The sequence below is a fragment of the Polynucleobacter necessarius genome (assembly GCF_900096755.1).
In the GTDB taxonomy this organism is placed as follows: Bacteria; Pseudomonadota; Gammaproteobacteria; order Burkholderiales; family Burkholderiaceae; genus Polynucleobacter; species Polynucleobacter necessarius_K.
In genome coordinates, this window is sequence record NZ_LT615227.1 from 1,090,078 (window position 1) to 1,110,588 (window position 20,511).

19 protein-coding genes, 1 tRNA gene and 2 pseudogenes are annotated in these 20,511 nt (G+C 46.4%); 11 read left to right on the forward strand and 11 right to left on the reverse strand.

Annotation, left to right across the window (positions count from 1 at the left end; translation table 11 throughout):
- Positions 1-22 precede the first annotated feature (22 nt).
- A complete protein-coding gene (fdx, locus tag DXE27_RS05765; protein ID WP_128113259.1) occupies positions 23-361 on the forward strand; it encodes an ISC system 2Fe-2S type ferredoxin in 339 nt (112 codons plus the stop codon).
- Between the two features lie 167 nt (positions 362-528).
- On the opposite strand, the gene DXE27_RS05770 is transcribed toward fdx, so the two are convergent.
- The 6 genes from DXE27_RS05770 to DXE27_RS05790 form a co-directional block, all read right to left on the reverse strand.
- Positions 529-1,878 carry a sulfate adenylyltransferase subunit 1 gene (locus DXE27_RS05770; RefSeq protein WP_128113260.1) on the reverse strand — a complete coding sequence of 450 codons (1,350 nt, stop codon included), beginning with the start codon at positions 1,876-1,878 and terminating at the stop codon, positions 529-531.
- The gene (cysD, locus tag DXE27_RS05775) at positions 1,878-2,801 is read right to left on the reverse strand and encodes a sulfate adenylyltransferase subunit CysD (RefSeq protein ID WP_128113261.1); all 924 of its coding nucleotides are present in this window, start codon (positions 2,799-2,801) and stop codon (positions 1,878-1,880) included. The genes DXE27_RS05770 and cysD overlap by 1 nt, the downstream gene beginning before the upstream one ends.
- A gap of 46 nt (positions 2,802-2,847) precedes the next feature.
- Positions 2,848-3,576: a phosphoadenylyl-sulfate reductase gene (locus tag DXE27_RS05780; protein WP_128113262.1), complete on the reverse strand. Its 729-nt coding sequence runs from the start codon at positions 3,574-3,576 to the stop codon at positions 2,848-2,850.
- Positions 3,573-4,367 carry a sulfite exporter TauE/SafE family protein gene (locus DXE27_RS05785; protein WP_128113263.1) on the reverse strand — a complete coding sequence of 265 codons (795 nt, stop codon included), beginning with the start codon at positions 4,365-4,367 and terminating at the stop codon, positions 3,573-3,575. The genes DXE27_RS05780 and DXE27_RS05785 overlap by 4 nt, the downstream gene beginning before the upstream one ends.
- An 18-nt stretch (positions 4,368-4,385) precedes the next feature.
- Positions 4,386-4,550, reverse strand: coding sequence for a hypothetical protein (locus tag DXE27_RS08940; RefSeq protein ID WP_172457114.1), 165 nt, complete (start codon positions 4,548-4,550; stop codon positions 4,386-4,388).
- 109 nt (positions 4,551-4,659) lie between these two features.
- Positions 4,660-5,436: a ferredoxin--NADP reductase gene (locus DXE27_RS05790; protein WP_128113264.1), complete on the reverse strand. Its 777-nt coding sequence runs from the start codon at positions 5,434-5,436 to the stop codon at positions 4,660-4,662.
- A gap of 173 nt (positions 5,437-5,609) precedes the next feature.
- Between DXE27_RS05790 and DXE27_RS05795 the strand changes: the two genes are divergently transcribed.
- Both DXE27_RS05795 and DXE27_RS05800 read left to right on the forward strand, forming a co-directional pair.
- Positions 5,610-6,092, forward strand: coding sequence for a disulfide bond formation protein B (locus tag DXE27_RS05795; protein WP_128113265.1), 483 nt, complete (start codon positions 5,610-5,612; stop codon positions 6,090-6,092).
- An 82-nt stretch (positions 6,093-6,174) separates the two neighbouring features.
- Positions 6,175-6,955 (forward strand): annotated as a pseudogene (locus tag DXE27_RS05800) (pyridoxal-phosphate dependent enzyme).
- A 72-nt stretch (positions 6,956-7,027) separates the two neighbouring features.
- On the opposite strand, the gene lysS reads toward DXE27_RS05800, so the two are convergent.
- The 4 genes from lysS to DXE27_RS05820 form a co-directional block, all read right to left on the reverse strand.
- On the reverse strand, positions 7,028-8,578 hold the full coding sequence (gene lysS, locus DXE27_RS05805; RefSeq protein WP_128113266.1) for a lysine--tRNA ligase: 1,551 nt from the start codon (positions 8,576-8,578) through the stop codon (positions 7,028-7,030).
- Between the two features lie 33 nt (positions 8,579-8,611).
- Positions 8,612-9,716, reverse strand: a protein-coding gene (prfB, locus tag DXE27_RS05810) for a peptide chain release factor 2 (RefSeq protein ID WP_172457115.1) whose coding sequence is annotated in 2 segments (ribosomal slippage) — positions 8,612-9,643 and positions 9,645-9,716 — 1,104 coding nt in all. Because the reading frame shifts where the segments join, the coding sequence is not laid out codon by codon here.
- A 34-nt stretch (positions 9,717-9,750) separates the two neighbouring features.
- Positions 9,751-11,529: a single-stranded-DNA-specific exonuclease RecJ gene (recJ, locus tag DXE27_RS05815; RefSeq protein ID WP_128113268.1), complete on the reverse strand. Its 1,779-nt coding sequence runs from the start codon at positions 11,527-11,529 to the stop codon at positions 9,751-9,753.
- Positions 11,526-12,485, reverse strand: a complete 960-nt coding sequence (locus DXE27_RS05820) for a hypothetical protein (protein WP_231969683.1) — start codon at positions 12,483-12,485, stop codon at positions 11,526-11,528. The genes recJ and DXE27_RS05820 overlap by 4 nt, the downstream gene beginning before the upstream one ends.
- Before the next feature lie 67 nt (positions 12,486-12,552).
- On the opposite strand from DXE27_RS05820, the gene DXE27_RS05825 reads away from it, so the two are divergent.
- The 7 genes and pseudogenes from DXE27_RS05825 to DXE27_RS05845 all read left to right on the forward strand — a co-directional run bounded on the left by DXE27_RS05825 (position 12,553) and on the right by DXE27_RS05845 (position 18,217).
- Complete coding sequence (locus tag DXE27_RS05825) at positions 12,553-13,815, forward strand: lipoprotein-releasing ABC transporter permease subunit (protein ID WP_128113270.1); 1,263 nt, start codon at positions 12,553-12,555, stop codon at positions 13,813-13,815.
- Positions 13,808-14,506 carry an ABC transporter ATP-binding protein gene (locus tag DXE27_RS05830; protein ID WP_128113271.1) on the forward strand — a complete coding sequence of 233 codons (699 nt, stop codon included), beginning with the start codon at positions 13,808-13,810 and terminating at the stop codon, positions 14,504-14,506. Before DXE27_RS05825 ends, DXE27_RS05830 begins: the two co-directional genes overlap by 8 nt.
- Positions 14,507-14,517: 11 nt before the next feature.
- Positions 14,518-15,354, forward strand: a pseudogene (locus tag DXE27_RS05835) (TatD family hydrolase).
- A 120-nt stretch (positions 15,355-15,474) separates the two neighbouring features.
- Positions 15,475-16,731 (forward strand): ComEC/Rec2 family competence protein, encoded by a 1,257-nt coding sequence (locus DXE27_RS09185; RefSeq protein ID WP_197712325.1) that lies wholly within the window; start codon positions 15,475-15,477, stop codon positions 16,729-16,731.
- Positions 16,646-17,221 carry a ComEC/Rec2 family competence protein gene (locus tag DXE27_RS10055; protein ID WP_197712327.1) on the forward strand — a complete coding sequence of 192 codons (576 nt, stop codon included), beginning with the start codon at positions 16,646-16,648 and terminating at the stop codon, positions 17,219-17,221. Before DXE27_RS09185 ends, DXE27_RS10055 begins: the two co-directional genes overlap by 86 nt.
- Positions 17,222-17,244: 23 nt before the next feature.
- Positions 17,245-17,616 carry a ComEC/Rec2 family competence protein gene (locus tag DXE27_RS09195; protein WP_197712329.1) on the forward strand — a complete coding sequence of 124 codons (372 nt, stop codon included), beginning with the start codon at positions 17,245-17,247 and terminating at the stop codon, positions 17,614-17,616.
- Positions 17,617-17,848: 232 nt separating this feature from the next.
- A complete protein-coding gene (locus DXE27_RS05845; protein ID WP_128113272.1) occupies positions 17,849-18,217 on the forward strand; it encodes a glycine zipper family protein in 369 nt (122 codons plus the stop codon).
- Positions 18,218-18,317: 100 nt separating this feature from the next.
- On the opposite strand, the gene DXE27_RS05850 is transcribed toward DXE27_RS05845, so the two are convergent.
- A tRNA-Met gene (locus tag DXE27_RS05850) sits at positions 18,318-18,394 on the reverse strand.
- Positions 18,395-18,652: 258 nt separating this feature from the next.
- Here DXE27_RS05850 and DXE27_RS05855 point away from each other — a divergent pair.
- Complete coding sequence (locus DXE27_RS05855; protein WP_415064466.1) at positions 18,653-20,494, forward strand: potassium transporter Kup; 1,842 nt, start codon at positions 18,653-18,655, stop codon at positions 20,492-20,494.
- The last annotated feature ends 17 nt before the right edge of the window (positions 20,495-20,511 follow it).

The window sequence follows — 20,511 nt, forward strand, 5'->3', positions numbered from 1 at the left end:
CAGAGAATAAGTAGAAATCATCATGACTCAAATCGTTGTACTACCGCATAGTGAATATTGCCCTGAAGGTGCAGTTGTAGAGGTTGCGCTAGGCACTTCGATTTGCGAGGCTTTGCTAGAGAATGACATTCCTATTGAACATGCCTGCGATATGGTCTGCGCATGTACCACCTGTCACGTAGTCGTAAAGGAGGGGTTTCAAAGCCTTAACCCGCCTGATGAAAGCGAAGAAGATATGCTCGATCGCGCTTGGGGCTTAAATCCTCAGTCACGCTTATCCTGCCAAGCCATTGTGGCCAAACAGGATTTGGTGATTGAAATCCCTAAATATTCAATCAATCACGCCAAAGAAAACCATTAATGCACTAAAACAGGGCATTTGGCTCTGAAATCATGCAATTGCCTAAGAGGGCAATCTACACGGTCATTAATATGAAGTTGTAGTTCATTCTTTAGGCAGTACCTCCAAAAAATCTTTTAAGCCATCCCTCGGGATGGCTTTTTCTTTTGTGGATTTTTGCCGAATGGTTACTGCGCTACCGCCGCACGAATCATGCCTGCAGCAACTGTATGGTTTGTAGCTTCATCAATCAAGATAAAAGCACCAGTACGCTGGGACTGATCAAACAAGTCCACAACAATCGGTTTTTGCAAAATGAAATCAACGCGCCCAATTTCGTTGGTGGAGAGTGCATGTACATCGCTTGCTTGAGAGAGTGTCTGCACATCCAATACTTGTTGAATGTTCTTCACTTTTGCGCCAACGGTATTGGTGGTATGTCGCAAAGCATATTTACGACTCAAGGAGAGTGGTTCACTATCTAACCAGCATAAATCAGCAGAAAGTTGTTTGCTCAGTACCGGCGGATGACTATCTTCAGCGCTAATAAATAAAGAGCCGCGTGAGACGTCAATATCTTCAGATAATTGAATAGCGACTGCCTGACCAGTTTGCGCGGAATCCACCGCATTATTACCATTGGTTTGCTTGCTGCTAGAGCGATTGCCCAAGTAGATTTCTGCAACAGTTGCTTCAGAGCCACCTGGCAGAACCTTAATTTTCTGACCTTTACGGATACTGCCAGACTCAATTTCACCAAGGTACCCGCGGAAGTCATCGGAAGCGCTGCCATCTTGACGGGCTACGTATTGCACTGGGAAGCGAAGCGATAGTTTTTCAGACTCAGGGCTGGTATCCAGGCCCTCTAGCCACTCTAAGAGTGTGGGGCCTTTGTACCAAGATGTGTTTTTGCTAGCGGTAACTACGTTCGCGCCAAGCAATGCAGAGATCGGAATTAAGGTTGGTTTTGGTAGGCCAATCTTTTGAGTCAGGTCTTCAATGGAGGCTTTAATAGTATTGAAGACTTTTTCATCAAACTCGTACAAGTCCATCTTGTTGATGGCAAACACGACGTGGCGTGATCCTAGTAAATGAACAATGGCTGCATGGCGTTTAGTTTGGGCCAGCAAAGTTGCAGGGCTTGTATTCAGATCAACGCGAGTAGCATCCACTAGGATCACGGCCACATCTGACTGTGATGCGCCAGTAACAAGGTTGCGGGTATATTGCTCATGACCCGGTGCATCAGCAACAATAAATTTGCGTTTTGGGGTGGAGAAGTAGCGATAGGCCACATCAATGGTGATGCCTTGCTCACGCTCTGCTTCAAGGCCGTCGGTTAGAAGGGCTAAGTCAACGCCTGCATCGGAGGAGGTGACACGAGCATGCTTGGTTTTAGAGAGAGACTCTAATTGGTCCACCAGAATGGATTTGGTGTCATAGAGCAAACGTCCGATTAACGTGCTTTTTCCGTCATCTACGCTACCAGCGGTAATAAGGCGCACGACATTTTGCTGCTGAGATTGATTGGTAGTCATCAGAAGTAACCTTCTTTCTTGCGGCGCTCCATGGAGGCCTCATTGGTTTGATCGTCCATGCGAGTTGCGCCACGTTCGGTGATTTCGGTAATTGCAGTCTCGGCAATAATCTCTAGTGGATTAGCCGCAGTACTTAGTACTGGGCATGTGCAGCTGATATCGCCAACAGTACGAAAACGTACGCTTAATGTTTCGCTAACATCACCAGCTGCTTTAGGGGTTACATCAGTTACCGGAACTAATAAATTATTTTTCTTCACTACTTCACGTTGGTGTGTGTAGTAAATGCTTGGCAGCTCTAATTTTTCGCGGGAAATGTATTGCCAGATATCGAGTTCTGTCCAATTAGAAATTGGAAACACGCGCATATTTTCACCCTTGGAGATGCGGGCGTTATAGAGATTCCATAGCTCTGGGCGTTGTGCCTTAGGATCCCATTGGCCGAATTCATCGCGGAAAGAGAAGATGCGCTCTTTAGCGCGAGCCTTTTCTTCGTCACGACGGGCGCCACCCATCAGAGCATCAAATTCATATTCAGCAATGGCCTCTAAGAGAGTGACTGCCTGTGCAGCATTGCGGGAATCAGTTTCTTTGCGTAAACGAACGGTACCTTTTTTGATGGAGTCTTCAACATGACCCACAATCAGTTTTACACCAGTCTTTTCAACCACAGCATCGCGATATGCAATTACTTCTGGATAGTTATGGCCAGTATCAATATGCAAAATTGGGAAAGGCAATTTCACAGGGCGATCACCAAATTGGAATGCTTTACGTGCTAAGTGGAACATCACGATGGAATCTTTGCCCCCAGAAAACAGCATGACTGGATTCGAGCATTGCGCTACCACTTCGCGGATGATGTAGATCGATTCGGCTTCAAGCCAATCTAAGTGATCATCTAGTAATTTTTGTTCTGACATTCTGTAAGTTGTTTCTACTAAGTATTGATATTGAGTTTGTTATTGATTATTTGTTTACGTGCAAACCACATTCTTTGCTATCGCTTTGTAACCACCACCAGCGGCCAGCGCGAATATCTTCATCCTTCTTAACCTGACGGGTGCAGGGCTCGCAGCCAATGCTGGGGTAGCCCTTGAGGTGTAGTGGATGAATAGGAACGTTTTCTTGTTTGATGTAAGCCCAGATAGCTGCTTCACTCCAATCAAATAAAGGATTGAACTTTGCGATGCCTCGCGCATCATCAAGCTCTTCTAGATTGAGTTCGGTACGTGTAGTAGATTGTTCGCGACGCTGGCCGGTGATCCAGGCACCTGCTCCAAGTAATGCGGCATTCAGGGGTTTAATCTTACGTGCGCCACAGCATGCTTTTTTAGGTTCTTCGCCATCATAAAAACCATTCATGCCGTATTGATCAATAAAGGCTTGAACATCGCTTTCTTGTGGATAGACTTTTTCAATGTCTATGCCATAGTGATCCTCAGTGGTTTTAACCATATCTACAGTCTCTTGATGAAGACGACCGGTCGCTAAGGTTAATAACTTAATCTTCGCATCGGCCTTGGAGATGGCATCGGTAATCACCATGTCTTCAGCAGCGAGACTGGTTGCAAAGCGAACATCAGGGAAGCGCGAGGAAATGTCAGCTAAACGCTGCTTTAAGGCGGCAGACTTTTGGGCAAGCTCTTGTGGTGTTAGAGGGTTTGTCGGAATCGACCAAAAATCGGGTGCAATCATGAGGCAACCAGTTTTATGCCAACCAAAAATAGCGTTACAGCGAGAGTATTTCGTGTTGCTCGCTCAGATAGTGAGCTTGAGAGCTTAGCCCCCAACCAGATTGCCGGAACCGATCCCAATAGGAGTCCGAATAGCAAATCAAAGTGAACATTTCCGAGCCACCAGTGGCCTATACCAGCAAGAGCTGTGAGTGGAACGGCGTAGGCAATATCAGTGCCGGCTACCTGTGAGGGCTTGAGATGTGGATACAAAATTAGTATCAAAGTTGCCCCGATTGCACCCGCTCCAATTGAGGAGACGGTGACCAATACGCCAATGACCGCCCCGACAGAGATGGTTGCAATTTTGAGGTTTGAGCCACTCGGAAGAAAGCTAGGGTTATCTTGTACCCATTTCAAAATCTTTGCCCTAAACAGCAATGAGATGGCTGTTAATAAAACTGAAACCCCAATAGAGAAGCTGATGAAGTGATTAAAGCTTTTGGACACAGGACCAATGATCTTTAGCGCCAAAATAGAAATGATGGCTGTGGTGATGCTGCCAATACACAATAGCTTAACAATGTCCCAGCGAACATTGCCATGAAGTCGATGTGCTGCGGTGCCAAATCCTTTGGTGATCGCTGCAAAGGCTAGATCAGTCCCGACAGCAGTTGTTGGGGCCACTCCAAAAATAATTGTTAATAAGGGCGTCATGAGCGAGCCGCCGCCAACGCCTGTCATGCCAACCAGTAATCCAACCAGTGCGCCAGAAATAATAAAGTGTGATGAATCTTGAAAAAATTGCAGCATAAGCTCTTTCCGGTTGTTTTAGATGAACGATTGCTCAAACTCTTCGAGCTTGATGGCGTTCATTAGGAAGAGAATTTGACGCTGAAAACTTTTTCGCTCAACAGCCTTTTCTAGTGGCAATCGATCATGTTCGCGTAATAGCTTTGTGATTACTGGGTTGTAATGCTCGCGTACGGGTGACATCGAAGTTCCTTAGTAAATATCTCGTTGAAGAGAATTTACCAAGGGGTCTATATATCCACAAGGAATATATAGCGATATCTAAATTACTTTTAGGTATAAAGAGGAAGGGTTACTTCTCTACGAAAGCGCGTTCGAACACATAGTCACCCAGCTGACCAAGGCTTGGGGAAACCTTAAAGCCTTTGGTATCCAGCATCTCAGAAGTCTCTTTGAGCATAGAGGGGCTGCCGCAGATCATGGCACGATCTACCGCTGGATCAAGCGGTGGAAGACCGATGTCTTTAAATAGTTGGCCAGTTTCGATGGCAGTTGTAAGGCGACCTGTGTGCTTGAATGCTTCACGAGTTACTGTTGGGTAGTAGATGAGTTTTTCACGAATGAGTTCACCCAAGTATTCATCTTGAGTCAATTCATTCTTGATGTAGTCCTCATACGCCAACTCGCTTACTAGGCGAACACCGTGAATCAAGACAACTTTTTCAAACTTCTCATAAGTTTCCGGATCACGAATAATGCTCATGAATGGAGCTAAGCCGGTGCCGGTACTAAATAGGTAAAGATGCTTTCCTGGGTTAAGGTCATCAAACACCAATGTGCCAACAGACTTCTCGCTAACCAGGATTGGGTCGCCAACTTGAATTTTTTGGAGACGTGATGTTAATGGACCATCTTGAACTTTGATGCTCAGGAATTCCAAATGCTCTTCGTAGTTAGGGCTAGCAACGCTATAAGCGCGCACCAAAGGTTTGCCCTCAACTTCAAGGCCAATCATGAGGAAGTGGCCGCTACGAAAACGTAGACCCTTATTGCGGGTAGTAGTAAAACTAAAAAGAGTGTCATTCCAGTGGTGAACTGACAGAACGGTTTCGGTGTTGTATGCGGCCATAAATGCTTGTAAATAAAAGAATATGTTTCAAAGAATGCGTAATTATCCCATTCCTTATGGGATATTTTTGGGGTAAATGGCGCATAAATAGGACTAAGTCGTGATATGTATCAAATTTTTGGTAATAAGGATGCTCTTTTAGGGTCTGTACGCTAACCAGCTATGATCCATTTATGACCTCAGCCCGTTATTTGTATATTTCTCTATTCAGCCTTGGTCTGGTTGCCTTTGCAGTTGTTCTTCAGCAAACCGGCTACCAAGGCGTCAGCTTTTTGCCCTGTCCTCTGTGTATTTTGCAAAGGGTTGGTTATCTGGCTATCGCTGTTTCTTGTTTTTTAGCTGTTGGCATTGCGCCGTTACGAAAACTCTTTCATGGCTTGGCAGTTTTATCAGCCGCCTACGGGCTCTCCGTGGCAGCTCGTCAAGTTTGGCTTTTGTCTCATCCAGAGGCTTCCTGCGGCATTGACCCGCTCGAAGTATGGATTAATCAATTTCAGTTGACCAATGGTTTGCCTTGGTTATTCAAGGCCGACGGACTTTGTTCTGCAAAGCTTCCGGCGATCTTAGGTTTGCAAGTGCCAGAATGGTCATTGCTTTGGTTTGGAGTGCTATTTCTAATTCTTCTAATTACTTTCTTTAGAAAATCTCGTGCTTAGCTAATAACAACCCCATCTTTTACAAGACCTGCTTTAACCCATAAGATCTCTATCAAACCCATTTTTGTACTAAGGAATATTCATGACTTACTTTACTGATAACTCGCTAACCATTGGTAAGACGCCATTAGTCCGCCTTAACCGCGTAACCGATGGTGCCAAGGGAATCGTGCTTGCCAAGATTGAAGGTCGCAATCCGGCCTACTCGGTGAAGTGTCGTATCGGTGTTGCCATGATTAATGACGCGCAAGAAAATGGTCTTCTAGGTCCTGGCAAAGAGCTTGTGGAGCCAACCAGCGGTAATACAGGTATTGCTCCAGCAATTTAGCAATCCATCGAATCCCGCTATTCATGAAAAGACCACTGGCCCAGAAATTTGGGAGGATACCGAAGGCAAGATTGATGTGTTTGTTGCTGGTGTAGGTACTGGCGGAACAATCTCTGGCGTTGGTCGTTACATCAAGAATGTTCAGAAAAAGAAAATTGAGGTGGTTGCGGTCGAGCCAACTACAAGCCCAGTCATTACTCAGAAGCTGAATGGTGAAGAAATCAAACCTGCGCCACATAAGATTCAAGGTATTGGCGCTGGATTTATTCCGGACAACTTAGATTTATCAGTGGTTGATAAGGTTGAGCAAGTTAGCAATGAAGAGGCTATTGAGTTTGCACGACGTATTGCTAAGGAAGAGGGCATTTTGGTTGGAATTTCCTGTGGTGCAGCTGCAGCTGTAGCGGTGCGCCTGGCTAAGAAGCCTGAATACGCAGGTAAAACGATTGTGGTGGTTCTGCCTGATACTGCTGAGCGTTACTTAAGCTCTGCTTTGTTCGAAGGCGTGTTCGATGAAAAGGGTTTGCCAGCGTAGGTCGCATATCTTTTTAATTAGTATTCAATAAAAAAGGCACCCTAGGGTGCCTTTTGCTTATCTTGAAAATGATTACTCTTCTTCGCGACGTAAGTGCGGGAACAGAATCACGTCACGAATGTTGGGTGCATCAGTAAGTAGCATTACTAAGCGATCGATGCCAATACCGCAACCGCCAGTTGGAGGCATGCCGTACTCGAGGGCGCGAATGAAGTCATGATCGAAGTACATGGCTTCCTCGTCACCCGCTTCTTTTTGTTCAACTTGCTTACGGAAGCGATTGGCTTGATCTTCAGCATCATTTAACTCAGAGAAGCCATTGGCAATTTCGCGACCGGTGATGAAGAGTTCGAAACGCTCAGTAATACCTGGTCGAGTGTCAGATTCTCTGGCGAGTGGGCTTACTTCGATTGGGTAATCAATGATGTAAGTCGGCTCCCAAAGGTGCTCTTCAGCAACCAATTCGAAGAGGGCTAATTGGAGTGCACCAATGCCGGCATTCTTGAGGGTAGGGGCATCTGGATTCTCGCCACCCTTTTTCAATTCAGCACGAATGAAGTTGATGTCATCAAGCTGGGCCGCTTCATAGCTCTTGCCTGACTGACCGCAGTACTTGAGGATAGCTTCAGTAATGGTCAAGCGTTGGAATGGCTTGCTCAAATCAAGTTCACGACCTTGGTGAGTCAAAACAGCCGTGCCTTGTGCATCGATTGCTGCAGCACGAATCAAGCCTTCTGTGAAATCCATCAGCCAACGGTAGTCCGTATATGCCGCATAGAATTCCATCATCGTGAATTCTGGGTTATGACGTGGGCTTACACCTTCGTTGCGGAAGTTGCGGTTGATTTCAAAGATACGTTCAAAACCACCGACTACCAAACGCTTTAAATAAAGCTCAGGCGCAATGCGCAAAAACATTTGCATGTCGAGTGCGTTGTGGTGGGTAATGAATGGCTTAGCAGCTGCGCCACCAGGAATTGGGTGGAGCATCGGTGTTTCGACTTCCATGAAGTCAGCGTCCAACATATGACGACGCAATGAAGCAATCGCATTGCTACGTGCTTTGAAAGTATTACGACTTTCTGGGTTCACAATCAAATCCACGTAACGCTGACGATATTTAGTCTCTAGATCTGAGAGGCCGTGGAACTTATCTGGCAAAGGGCGCAGTGATTTGCTGAGTAAGCGTAAGTTGCTGCACTCAACTGATAACTCGCCTTTATTGGTCTTAAAAAGATTGCCTTCAGCAGAGATAAAGTCGCCCATATCCCAGTGCTTGAAGGCGCCATGGACATCAGCGCCGCTGAGCTCATCATTAATATAGAACTGAATCTGACCACTGCGGTCTTGAATGGTTGCAAAGCTGGCTTTACCCATCACGCGCTTAAGAACCATGCGTCCAGCTACTTTTACATGAACCTTCTTTGTAGCCAACTCTTCTTTCGATAGGCTGTCATAGTGTGCATGTAAATCTGCCGCTAAATGTGTTGGAACAAAATCATTTGGGAATGCAACGCCACCAGCGCGTAACTTAGCGAGTTTTTCACGGCGCTCTGCAATGATGTGATTTTCATCAACTACTTCAGTAGCTGGCGCAGTGTCTAAATTGGTTTTATCGTTCATATCTATCGTGGTGCAGTAATGGGTGTGAGGTTATTACACGCCTTGCTTCAGGCTGGCTTCAATAAAGGCATCGAGATCGCCGTCCAATACTTTTTGAGTATTGGAGATCTCAACGTTAGTACGTAAATCTTTAATGCGGCTTTGATCCAAAACGTATGAGCGGATCTGGTGACCCCAGCCCACATCTGTTTTGCTAGCTTCTAATTTGTCTTGTTCGGCACGGCGCTTTTGCATCTCGTGCTCATAAAGGCGTGACTTCAGCATTGTCATGGCTTCAGCACGGTTGCGGTGCTGGCTTCGGTCGTTCTGACACTGCACCACAATCCCAGTTGGGATATGGGTTAAGCGGACCGCTGAGTCTGTTTTATTAATGTGCTGACCACCCGCACCAGAGGCGCGATAGGTGTCGGTACGAATATCAGCAGGATTGACCTCAATTTCAATAGAGTCATCAATCTCTGGGTACACATAGATAGAGGCAAATGAAGTGTGGCGTCCATTTGAAGAATCAAAAGGAGATTTGCGTACTAAGCGGTGCACACCAGTCTCGGAGCGGAGGTGACCGTATGCATATTCACCATCAACTTTGATAGTTGCGCTCTTGATGCCTGCAACATCGCCGTCAGATTCTTCGAGGATTTCTGTTTTATAGCCTTTGCGTTCGCAATACTTAAGATATTGGCGATAGAGCATGCTGGCCCAATCACAGGCTTCAGTACCGCCTGCGCCAGCTTGAATATCAATAAAGCAATTACATGAATCCATCTCGTTATGGAACATGCGGCGGAATTCTAAGTCACCAATAGTTTTACTGTAACTCTCCACATCTTGCTCAATAGCAGCAATCGTTTCGAAATCACTTTCTTCCTTGGCCATGTCAAACAGCTCAAGAGCGCTAGTAATGTTGGTATTGAGATCGGTAAGAGTGGCTACTACGCCATCGAGCAATTTCTTTTCTTTGCCCAGCGCTTGCGCTTTCTTTTGGTCATCCCAAATAGTGGGATCTTCCAGGATAGAGTTAACTTCGGTAAGGCGACGCGACTTTACGTCGAAGTCAAAGATACCCCCGAAGAGCTTGCTCACGTGTGAGCAGATCGGACAAGGTATTCGAAATAATGTTTAGTTGTTCAGCTTCCATCCCCTAATTATAAGGGGGTTATTGCCTCAGACCCTCAGGTGCTGGCTGCCTCATCATGAGCTTCAATCATCAACTGCACACGGGCTTGTCCTTGGTAGCGGTCGGTTACTAGGCGATAAGCTAATTTGGCTTTGGCTTTGGCTTTGGCTTTGGCTGGCAGGCTTTGGGTGCGGTTAAACCAAACCGCTGTGAGTGGCTTACCAGCTGACTTGGCTCCAGCTGTGCCGATGGGATGAACCATTAGGCGTAAGTGCTTTTCTTTCATAAGGCTTTGTTGAGCAATTTCAAATTCCCCATAAAAAACAGGCTGAGGAAAGCCTTGCCCCCAGATTTCTTCGGCGAGAAGGTCGCCAATTTCAGGGGTAAAGTCTGAAGACTCCAAAATCCCATCATGTGCATGGCGACGCTCTAGCAATTCTTCAGTGAGTAATTCGGAGGCAACCTTCTGAAAGCGGGCGTCAAACTTTTCAAAATCACTCTTCCGAATCGTTAAACCTGCAGCCATCGCATGGCCACCAAATTTCAAAATGAGACCAGGTTCACGTTTGGAGACTAAGTCCAAGGCATCCCTTAAGTGAAAGCCTGTGATTGAGCGGCCTGATCCGCGCAATTCTTCGCCAGTACTGCCATCGGCGGGGGCAAACACTATGGCCGGTCGATTAAAGCGTTCCTTCAAGCGTGAAGCCACAATTCCAACTACACCTTGATGCCATTCTGGATTCCATAAACAAATACTTGTTCGCTCAGCCATTGTTCCAGCAAGTTGATCTTCAGCGAGATGGGAGAGAGCGGTTTCTTGCATGCCGGTTTCAATGACGCGTCTTTCGCGATTAATGCGATCCAGTTCATGCGCCAGTGTCATAGCCTCATCAGCGTTATCGGTGAGTAGTAAGCGGATGCCAAGTGTCATATCCGCAAGGCGCCCGGCGGCATTGAGTCTAGGGCCGATGGCAAAGCCCAGATCAAATGTATTGGCTTTGCGAGGATCTCTTATTGCAGCCTGAAACAGCGCTTGAATGCCTGGTTGTGAAATTCCTGCGCGGATGCGTTTCAAACCATTAGAAACCAGCACGCGATTATTGCGATCAAGTTGCGCAACGTCTGCAACTGTTCCTAGAGCAACAAGATCTAAAAGGTTTTCTACTTTGGGTTGCGTCTCATTGGTAAATTTACCGCGCTTGCGAAGTTCAGCACGTAGTGCAACTAGCAAATAGAACATGACACCAACACCGGCAAGCGCTTTACTAGGAAAAGTGCAACCTGGTTGATTAGGGTTCACGATGGCAAGCGCTTTTGGAAGATTGTCTCCGGGAAGATGGTGGTCAGTCACAATCACTTCCATGCCAAGTTCACGTGCTCGATCAACGCCTGCTTCACTAGCAATACCGTTATCTACTGTGATTAGATATTTGGGTTTAGGATTTTGTTGTGCAGCCAAGTCAACCACCTCTGGTGTGAGGCCGTAGCCCATGGTGAAGCGGTTTGGCACTAGAAACTGAATAGGAGTCTCTGGGCCGCCTAGCATGCGTAAGCCACGCAATCCTACTGCACAGGCAGTTGCACCATCGCAGTCATAGTCGGCAACGATGAGCATAGGCTCTTTTTTATCCAGGATGTCTGCAAGAAGAGTTGCGGTATCTATGCAATTTTTAAGCTCAACTGGTGAAAGTAGCTGCTTTAGGTCCAACGAAAGCTCTTCTGGAGATTGCAGGCCACGCGCTGCATATAGCCTGGCAAGTAGGGGGTGTAATCCACTCTGTGCTAACCAAGTAGCGGTGCGCTCTGAAAATGGGCGTTGAGAAAAGAGACTCATGATTGAGTAATCTTCTTCCAAGTGAGTGGCTCTGATTTTTTCCAGAAAGCCCAAGATTTTTTATTGAGATCCTTAGCGGTAAAGATGCGTTCACGAGTATTTCTATGCGGAAAGTCAATGATCAATAATTCATCAAGTTGCTTTTCTTGTAGCGCCGTACTTAGTTGTGGCCATACTAACTCTGGTTGGTCAAGCCATGCAAAAGTGTCTGCTAATAGTGCAGCATCAAAATCACTTGTTAATGGAAGCCCTAGAAGTCTTGCCAGGCCAGACAACAAAGGATGTTGACCAATTAGGCGTTGCGAATTTTTTAACGCAGCAGGTGCCTGTACGTCAGCCAGTTTGCCGATGCCATTAATCCAAATGGAGTTAATGCTAGGCATACCACGTTGTTCCCGTTCCTCGTTCACTGGGCCGATATGCCACAACATCTGAATTTCATTTTGAAGTTTCCGCCAGCGTTTTGCTGCACCATTTTCATTTGTATCGCTTGGCATCCACCAATCAATGTTGCGGCCATGCGCTTGATCAACGCTATAAGTCACTAGTTCAGAAAATGATCCTGCAGGAATAAACCAGTAATGCGTATTTTGGAAAAGAACGGTGCTTTGAAAATCTTCTTCAATAAAAGGTAATGCCGCTTTGAGCAATTGGGTGGATTCATCTGCTGTGAGATCAATCTGGTTTTGTCCCATTAGGATGAGGTGATCTCTCGTAGCATGCAAATGAACCGGCTGTAGGCAGGCAATCACTTCAGTTGGGTTGACAGGCAGTTCTGATTGCCCCAAAAGCAGGACTGGAGCCAAAGGCGCTTTATTGCCCAACAAGAAACGCTCATGCGGCAGCCCTTGGATGGGGCGGGAGCTATTGGCTTGATCATCCAAAGCATCCTCCCCTGAAAGCATCAGGGTAAAGCGCCGAAGGCTGCTTTGTTGGGAGTTGGAATTGCGAGTCATTCCCCTGATTTTAGGTGGCATTTGAGTATTCCATCAGTTTGTCTCTGCAATTGTCTAAACTGTGGATATGTTGAGACTTCCTATTGAGCTAGAAATTGGCCTGCGCTATACCCGATCCAAGCGTCGCAAGACGGTGGGCAAGCGTGATGGCTTTCTATCCTTTATCTCCGGAATCTCTACCGCCGGCATTGCTTTGGGCGTCGCCTCGCTAATTGTGGTCCTTTCTGTCATGAATGGTTTTCAGAAGGAAGTGCGCGATCGCATGCTTTCCGTGCTCTCGCATGTAGAAATTACATCCCCTGATGGTTTGCCTGATTGGGAGTCTCTTACTTTGAAGGTTGCTGCTCAGCCCCATGTAGTTGGTGTTGCGCCTATGGTTAGCTCCCAGGGATTGCTGACTCGTGAAAGTATGATGCGCGGCGTAGCCATTCGTGGAATATCCCCAGGTGAAGAGGGCAAGGTTTCTGAATTACCAAAACAATTTGTTGCTGGAAATATTGATGACCTCAAGCCTGGTAGTTTTGGCGTGGCCTTGGGCGCGCAACTTGCAGCAATAGTTGGTGCGCATGTTGGTGATCGCATCAATCTGATTGTTCCTGAAAGTGATTTAACTCCGGCGGGTGCTATGCCGCGTATGCGGACACTCCAGGTGGTGGGCATTGTAGATAGCGGCCATTACGAATATGACAGCTCCCTAGCAATCATGCATTGGAAGGATGCCGCCGCCTTATTGCGTTTGCGTGATCCATCTGGCTTACGCGTCAAAGTAGATGATATGCAGCGCGCTCCGGAGGTTGCAAATGAACTGGCGGCTATCGTGCCGCAAGCCTTATGGGTGACAGACTGGTCTCGTTCAAATCGCAATTGGTTTGCTGCGGTTCAAACCGAAAAGAAGATGATGTTCATCATCTTGACCTTAATTATTGCGGTGGCTGCATTTAATCTCGTTTCTACATTGGTGATGACCGTCAATGAGAAGCAGGCTGATATTGCTATTCTCAGAACTATGGGCGCAAGCCCAGGATTGATTCAAAGAATCTTTTTTGTTCAAGGGTTAGCAATTGGCATTCTTGGGTCTTTGGCCGGGGTTGGGCTTGGCTTGCTCATCGCACTGAATATCGATGTAATTGTTCCTGCCATTGAAGCGATCTTCCGTGTGCGCTTCTTGCCGCGCGAGGTGTATTTCATTAGCGAGTTGCCATCGGACGTTAGATTGAGTGATGTTGTGACTGTAGGATTAATGGCTTTCGGTCTTTCAGTACTTGCTACTCTGTACCCAAGTCGTCGTGCTGCCAAGGTGCAACCAGCGGAGGCGCTGCGATATGAGTAATGCAGAGAACAAACTGGTGTTGATGGCAAGAGGCTTGGCCAAGACTTACGGTCAAGGGCCTACCGCTGTCGAGGTTCTGAAGGCGATTGATTTGGATGTTGCCCCTTCGGAGAAGGTAGCGATTGTCGGTTCTTCTGGTTCAGGCAAAAGCACTTTGCTGCACCTGCTGGGTGGATTGGACACTCCGAGCGCGGGATCTGTTGTTTTGGCGGGCTCCAATTTAAATCAGCTATCTGTGAGGAAGCTTGATCGGTTGCGCAATCAAAGCCTGGGCTTTATTTATCAATTCCATCATCTCTTGGATGAATTCAGTGCTGTTGAAAACGTAGCCTTACCGCTTCGTATCCGCGGTCTAGGTAACGATGAATCCATGGAGCTCGCAAGCAAAATGCTGAAGGCTGTTGGCTTGGCGGCTCGTGAGTTGCATACGCCAGGTGAACTCTCTGGCGGTGAGCGTCAGCGTGTTGCCGTAGCGAGGGCATTGGTAGGTAATCCAGCTTGTGTATTGGCAGATGAGCCAACCGGTAATTTAGATACTGAAACTGCGGATGGTGTATTCGATTTGATGTTGGATATTGCGCGTGATCAAGGAACCGCTTTTGTGATCGTGACGCATGATCCTATTCGCGCTAAACGTTGCGATCGCATTTTGCATTTAGAGCGTGGAGTATTAAAGACATTTTCAGCATGAGTGATTATCCCATGTGGATCGATACACACTGCCATCTAGATGCGCCTGAGTTTGCAAAAAATCTACCTTCAGTAATTCAAGCTGCAGCATCTAAAAATGTGAAGGCAATTCTATTGCCGGCAGTCAAGGCCACAGATTTCCCTAATGTGCGACAGCTTGCGCACCAGTATGGCGTGGAAATTCCTGGTTTGGTCTACACCTTAGGAATCCATCCGCTATATACCAATCAAGCTCAAGAGGGTGATATCTCAAGTCTTGAGAAGCAAGTGATTGATTCACTTTCTGACCCGCGCTTTGTAGGTATTGGTGAGATCGGCTTAGATTACTTTGTAGAGGGACTCGACCCTCATAAATAAGAATACTTTTTTGATGCCCAATTAGATCTCGCGCAGAAGTATCAATTGCCAGTGATTTTGCATGTTCGTCGCTCACAAGATGCAATATTGAAGGCTTTGCGTCGTCGCAATATTCCCAGTGGAATTGCCCATGCTTTTAACGGTAGTTTTCAGCAGGCAGAACAATTCATTGAGCTTGGCTTTAAGTTGGGCTTTGGCGGGGCCGCGACTTATACGCGCGCATTACAAATCCGCCGACTATTAAAAGAGTTGCCGGTAGATAGTTTTGTTACGGAAACAGATGCACCAGATATCCCTCCCGCATGGTTAAAAGAAGAGGGGATTGCATTTAACGAGCCCGCATTTCTACCTCGTATAGCTTCAGGGCTCGCATCCATTCGCGGTATGAGTGAAGCTGATTTTGCTCTGGCAGCTTGGCGCAATGCGATGCAAGTATTGCCTCGCTGGTCAGCACTCTGTGCCGATGCAGCCACACTTCATCTAGCTTCTTAATTTTTGCGCTTTGCTATTGCGGCGTTCATCGCCGGGGGATCGCTCCTCCTCCTTTTTCCACAAATACCAAAGTATTGGATTTATGGCTGTATTGCATTTGGAATTCTTTGTTTTCTGGCAATGTGCATTTCAGAAAAAGAGACGCTTCTTAAAAGGTTTGCAGGCATTGGTTTTTTATTTGTACTAGGATTTTCATGGAATGCCCAATATGCTAAAAGTCGCCTTGAAAATGTCCTGAATCAGGAATTGGAAGGCAAGGAGTTTTTCTTGGAAGGCAGGGTTGCCGCCTTGCCACAAAGCAATTCATCGGGGGCAAAGTCTGCCTTTAAGGTAGACCACGCTAATGTCGGAAAGGAAGTGCTAGATAGGTTTCCAAAGCTAATCTATCTAAGTTGGCAGGATATTCCGGATGTAATCCCTGGACAGCGTTGGAAATTCAAAGCAAAGCTCAAGCGACCATACGGGTCTCTGAATCCCCATAACTTTGACTTTGAGCGTTGGGCGTTTCATCAAGACTTTGGCGCCAGTGGATCCGTGCGATCCGGTGAGCTGTTGCTTGATAAAGATATCGCCTGGTTGGATTTTGAAATGCGAATGGAGTTGGCGCGCTGGCACTTGCGTAAAAAAATTCAATTAATGCTGCCGATTGATGCTCGCTATGTAGGTGTGTTGGTTGCATTGGTGATGGGTGATCAAAACTCTATTAATCAAGATGACTGGCAGGTGTTTAATGCAACCGGCATTGGGCACCCCATTTCTTCTATATCAGGACTGCATGTAACGATGTTGGCTGGTGTCGGCGCTTCCTTTGCTGCATTTATCTGGCGTCGTCGTACCTGGCCTCTCATGATTCCCGTCTCCAAGGTGGCAGCCGCAGCAGGATTTTTCACTGCATTTATCTACGTCTGGTTAGCAGGGTTTCAAATACCAGCACAAAGGACTATGTATATGGTTGGGGTGGTGGCATTCGCCTTATGGACTGGTAGGAATCCAAGATCCTTTGATATTTGGTGGTGGGCTTTGGCATTTGTTTTGTTGCTCGATCCTATGGCGCCATACACGCCGGGCTTTTGGTTATCATTTGGTGCGGTTGCTGCAATCTTGTATGCCATGGGCGATTCATCTGGCTTGCTTGGTATTCCAACTGGAAAAGAATTAGAAGTTCATTGGACCCATCGAATTATTCAAGCTTTTCGCGAAGCGTGTCGAGTACAGGCAGTTGTCACCATTGCTTTGCTGCCTTTCACTTTGTATTGGTTTTATCAGGTATCCGTTGTTTCGCCATTTGCTAATGCAATTGCCATACCTACCCCTGGTCAGTTATATCGTTACACCTCTTGCAATACTGAGTGCGCTTTTGCCGGAATTTATTGGTAAATGGCTTATGGTGCCTGCACATGGATCAATGGAGTATCTCGCAATTTTTCTGGATTGGATGTCGAAACTGAGATGGGCTGTAGTGTGGTCAAAACAGCCCGATTGGTGGATGTTGGTAATTTCAGGTGCGGGAATTATTTACGCGATTAGGCCTGGAGAGCTTTATCAGTTTTGGTTTTTAAGGGTGCTGGCTTTAGGTTTATCTGTGCCCTTATTTCTCATGCTAAATCTTGCGTTAGTGGGATCCCACCTTGAGGCTGGAGAATTTAGGGCAAACGTTTTGGATATTGGGCAAGGTACTGCTGTGCTGATTGAGACTGCCAATAAAAAATTACTTTATGACACCGGACCGATTCAGGGTATGAAGGATGACGCTGGGCGGCGAGTTATCTTGCCGCACTTAAGAGGAAGAGGAATTGATCAAATTGATCGCATGGGGTTATTAGCCATAGTGATAGCGATCACATTGGAGGTGCGGCTACATTGCTAAAGCATGTGCGTTTTGGATCGATAATGGGCTCATTGCCTAACTCTAATCCGCTTATTGAAAATCTCAACACAAGAAATATCCCGGTAATTCCATGTCGCTTTGGTCAGAGCTGGATATGGGATGAAGTTGAGTTCTTCGTATGGCACCCTCATGAAGCAACCCTCTATACGGAGGAATATCCCGGCAAGCCTAATGAAATGAGTTGTGTGCTTGAGGTCCGCAATAAACAAGCTTCTTTTTGGTTAACTGGTGATGTTGAAAAGCAGGGGGAGGCCGAGATAACTGAGCGACTTGATCCTGAGATATTGAGGAAGATAGGGGGTAGAGAGTTGGTTTTTATGGCGCCCCACCATGGAAGCAAAACCTCATCATCGCTAGAGCTGCTAAAAAATTAGACCCTAACCAGGCATTTGCACAGAATGGGTATCGCAATCGTTACGGTCACCCGCACCCGTCGGTAACTGCCCGATATGAACGGTTACAAATACCTTTTTATTAAACCCCAATAACAGGAGCGCAGATTTGGTTATTCAAAAACAATTCAAACTCTTCGACACAATTTTGGCGTCATGATATAAAACGACTATGGCATCGCTAGATGCGAAATTATGGAAAAGAATTTTGCACATGAATAAGTTGCTCGCTCTGTGTTCTCTGGTTGTTGTATCGGTCGGTTGTGCTGGTGCTGATGTTCGCCCTCTCGTTGATATGAAGGGTGTGAATGAAGCTGCATACGAGAAAGACCTTCAGGAATGTCAGGCTTACGCTAAAGATCAGTCCGGCATGGGATCCACGGCTGCTAAGGGTGCTGGTGCTGGTGCAGTTGTTGGCGGTCTGTTGGGCTTGGTTACTGGTGGCAATACAACCGGTATTGTTCAGGCGGCTGGTGCTGGTGCAGTTGTTGGCGGAGCGGGCGGTGCATTTACTGGCAACCAAGCTCAGGAAGGCGTGGTGAAGAGATGCTTAAGCGGTCGAGGCTATAAGGTTTTGAATTAAATCTGCCTCGTAGGTCGATAAAAGCCCGAGAAATCGGGCTTTTTTAATGCCCAGATAAGCAAAAAACCCTTAAAAAATTAAGGGCTTAGAGCATAAATCTTGGTTGCGGGGGCAGGATTTGAACCTACGACCTTCGGGTTATGAGCCCGACGAGCTGCCAGACTGCTCCACCCCGCCGTCTGAAGCTGAAATTCTACCGTTTTTTAGGGGTCTCTGTCGAGGCATTCCTGTAAATAACGCATAAATAAGCGGTTTTTGAGTAGAAATTCTCGATTTCATGACCGTCTTTAAGGAGTAACATATTGCCACGCAACATCACGCTAGGGTTTATTAATGTCAGTTAGCAATCCTGAGTTTTCAGAGTCATCCTTACTAAGGCCGGTGGAGATTTCCCGAGAGGATCATCCTCACAAAAAGGGCGCCTCTATTTCATTGATGTTTGCCGCCATCGGCGTGGTGTTTGGTGATATCGGCACAAGCCCGCTTTACGCTCTTAAAGAATGCTTTAGTCCTGAGCACGGTATTCCATTTTCTACTGATGCGGTTTATGGAGTGATCTCCATGGTGTTCTGGGCGTTTGCAATCGTAGTTTCACTTAAATATGTTTTGTTTGTGATGCGCGCAAACAATCATGGCGAGGGTGGAATCTTGGCATTGACGGCGTTAGCCTTAAGAACTGCCCCTGCAAATTCAAAGCGTTCACTTTTAATCATTATGGCCGGCGTATTTGGTGCCTGCATGTTCTACGGCGATGCGATCATTACCCCCGCAATTTCAGTATTGTCGGCGGTTGAAGGTCTTGAGGTGATATCCAGCGACCTCACTCGCTATGTGATGCCGATTACGATTTTTATTTTGGTTGTGCTCTTTTTTATTCAGAAGACCGGAACCGATGTGGTGGGCAAGCTTTTTGGCCCAATCATGATGGTCTGGTTTATCGCCATCGGGCTGATGGGTGTGCATCAAGTCATTCAGAACCCAGCGATTTTTGCAGCAATCAATCCAATGTTTTCCATTCGCATTCTGATTGAGCACTCATTGCAAGGGTTTATTGTTTTGGGTGCGGTTTTCCTGGTGTTGACTGGTGCAGAAGCTTTGTATGCTGATATGGGTCACTTTGGACTTAAACCTATTCGTATGGGTTGGTTCTTTATCGTGATGCCTTGTCTGCTACTGAACTACTTTGGTCAGGGTGCAATGTTTTTGAATAATCCTGAGACCATTACAAATCCATTCTTCTTAATGGTTCCTGAAGGTCTGGTCTTTCCGTTGGTGATATTGGCTACTGCTGCAACGGTGATTGCTTCTCAAGCGGTTATTTCAGGTGCATTCTCGATGACCAGTCAGGCAATTTTGCTTGGCTTTGTACCGCGCATGAAGGTTCGTCATACCTCTGATAAAGAAATTGGTCAGATCTATATGCCTCTAGTCAATTGGGCTTTATTGGTCTTGGTTATTGTGGTCGTTGTAGCCTTCAAGAAATCTGAGAATCTGGCTGCCGCTTACGGTATTGCTGTTACCACCACGATGATCATCACCACCTTCTTGGCCGCTATTGTGATGCGAGTTGTATGGCGCTGGAATACTCTGTTGGTGACTTTGGTAATTAGCGCATTCTTAATTGTCGATCTTGCATTCTTGACAGCGAATCTTCTGAAAATCATGGAAGGCGGATGGTTCCCGCTATTATTGGGCGCAGTATGTTTCATGTTCTTAATGACCTGGTTTCAAGGTCGTAAGATATTGCGTCAAAATGCTATGAATAATGGTATTGAATTGAAGAGTTTTATTGATTCATTAATGATGCATCCTCCACATCGCGTAGAGGGTACGGCTGTTTTCATAACTGCGCATGTGGACTACTTGCCGGTTTCTTTCTTGCACAACTTAAAACATAACCACGTCTTACATGAGAGAGTATTTTTCTTGAAAGTGAGCATCTGGGATGTTCCGTATGTGAAGGACAGTGAGCGCATTACTTTGCGCGATCTTGGCAATGGAATCTACGTGGTGCGTGCTGTATACGGATTTAATGAAACTCCAGACATGGGTCAAATTATTGAGTTGATTGAAAAATCATCCGATCTGAAATTCGATTTGATGAATACTTCATTCTTCTTGTCACGTGACACGATCGTTTCTACAGAAATTCCAGGTATGGCCTTGTGGCGCGAGAAGCTCTTTTGCTGGATGTACCAAAATGCCGGGCGACAGTCTGACTTCTTCAGAATTCCTGCAAACCGCTTAGTGGAGTTGGGTGCGAAGGTGGAAATTTGAGGCAGTTGCTTTCTCTT

Excerpts from the sequence above, each read along its gene's own strand:
- fdx (WP_128113259.1), top strand. The coding sequence starts at position 23 with ATGACTCAAATCGTTGTACTACCGCATAGTGAATATTGCCCTGAAGGT.
- DXE27_RS05770 (WP_128113260.1), bottom strand. The coding sequence starts at position 1,878 with ATGACTACCAATCAATCTCAGCAGCAAAATGTCGTGCGCCTTATTACC.
- cysD (WP_128113261.1), bottom strand. The coding sequence starts at position 2,801 with ATGTCAGAACAAAAATTACTAGATGATCACTTAGATTGGCTTGAAGCC.
- DXE27_RS05780 (WP_128113262.1), bottom strand. The coding sequence starts at position 3,576 with ATGATTGCACCCGATTTTTGGTCGATTCCGACAAACCCTCTAACACCA.
- DXE27_RS05785 (WP_128113263.1), bottom strand. The coding sequence starts at position 4,367 with ATGCTGCAATTTTTTCAAGATTCATCACACTTTATTATTTCTGGCGCA.
- DXE27_RS08940 (WP_172457114.1), bottom strand. The coding sequence starts at position 4,550 with ATGTCACCCGTACGCGAGCATTACAACCCAGTAATCACAAAGCTATTA.
- DXE27_RS05790 (WP_128113264.1), bottom strand. The coding sequence starts at position 5,436 with ATGGCCGCATACAACACCGAAACCGTTCTGTCAGTTCACCACTGGAAT.
- DXE27_RS05795 (WP_128113265.1), top strand. The coding sequence starts at position 5,610 with ATGACCTCAGCCCGTTATTTGTATATTTCTCTATTCAGCCTTGGTCTG.
- lysS (WP_128113266.1), bottom strand. The coding sequence starts at position 8,578 with ATGAACGATAAAACCAATTTAGACACTGCGCCAGCTACTGAAGTAGTT.
- recJ (WP_128113268.1), bottom strand. The coding sequence starts at position 11,529 with ATGAGTCTCTTTTCTCAACGCCCATTTTCAGAGCGCACCGCTACTTGG.
- DXE27_RS05820 (WP_231969683.1), bottom strand. The coding sequence starts at position 12,485 with ATGACTCGCAATTCCAACTCCCAACAAAGCAGCCTTCGGCGCTTTACC.
- DXE27_RS05825 (WP_128113270.1), top strand. The coding sequence starts at position 12,553 with ATGTTGAGACTTCCTATTGAGCTAGAAATTGGCCTGCGCTATACCCGA.
- DXE27_RS05830 (WP_128113271.1), top strand. The coding sequence starts at position 13,808 with ATGAGTAATGCAGAGAACAAACTGGTGTTGATGGCAAGAGGCTTGGCC.
- DXE27_RS09185 (WP_197712325.1), top strand. The coding sequence starts at position 15,475 with ATGTGCATTTCAGAAAAAGAGACGCTTCTTAAAAGGTTTGCAGGCATT.
- DXE27_RS10055 (WP_197712327.1), top strand. The coding sequence starts at position 16,646 with ATGCAATTGCCATACCTACCCCTGGTCAGTTATATCGTTACACCTCTT.
- DXE27_RS09195 (WP_197712329.1), top strand. The coding sequence starts at position 17,245 with ATGGGCTCATTGCCTAACTCTAATCCGCTTATTGAAAATCTCAACACA.
- DXE27_RS05845 (WP_128113272.1), top strand. The coding sequence starts at position 17,849 with ATGAATAAGTTGCTCGCTCTGTGTTCTCTGGTTGTTGTATCGGTCGGT.
- DXE27_RS05855 (WP_415064466.1), top strand. The coding sequence starts at position 18,653 with ATGTTTGCCGCCATCGGCGTGGTGTTTGGTGATATCGGCACAAGCCCG.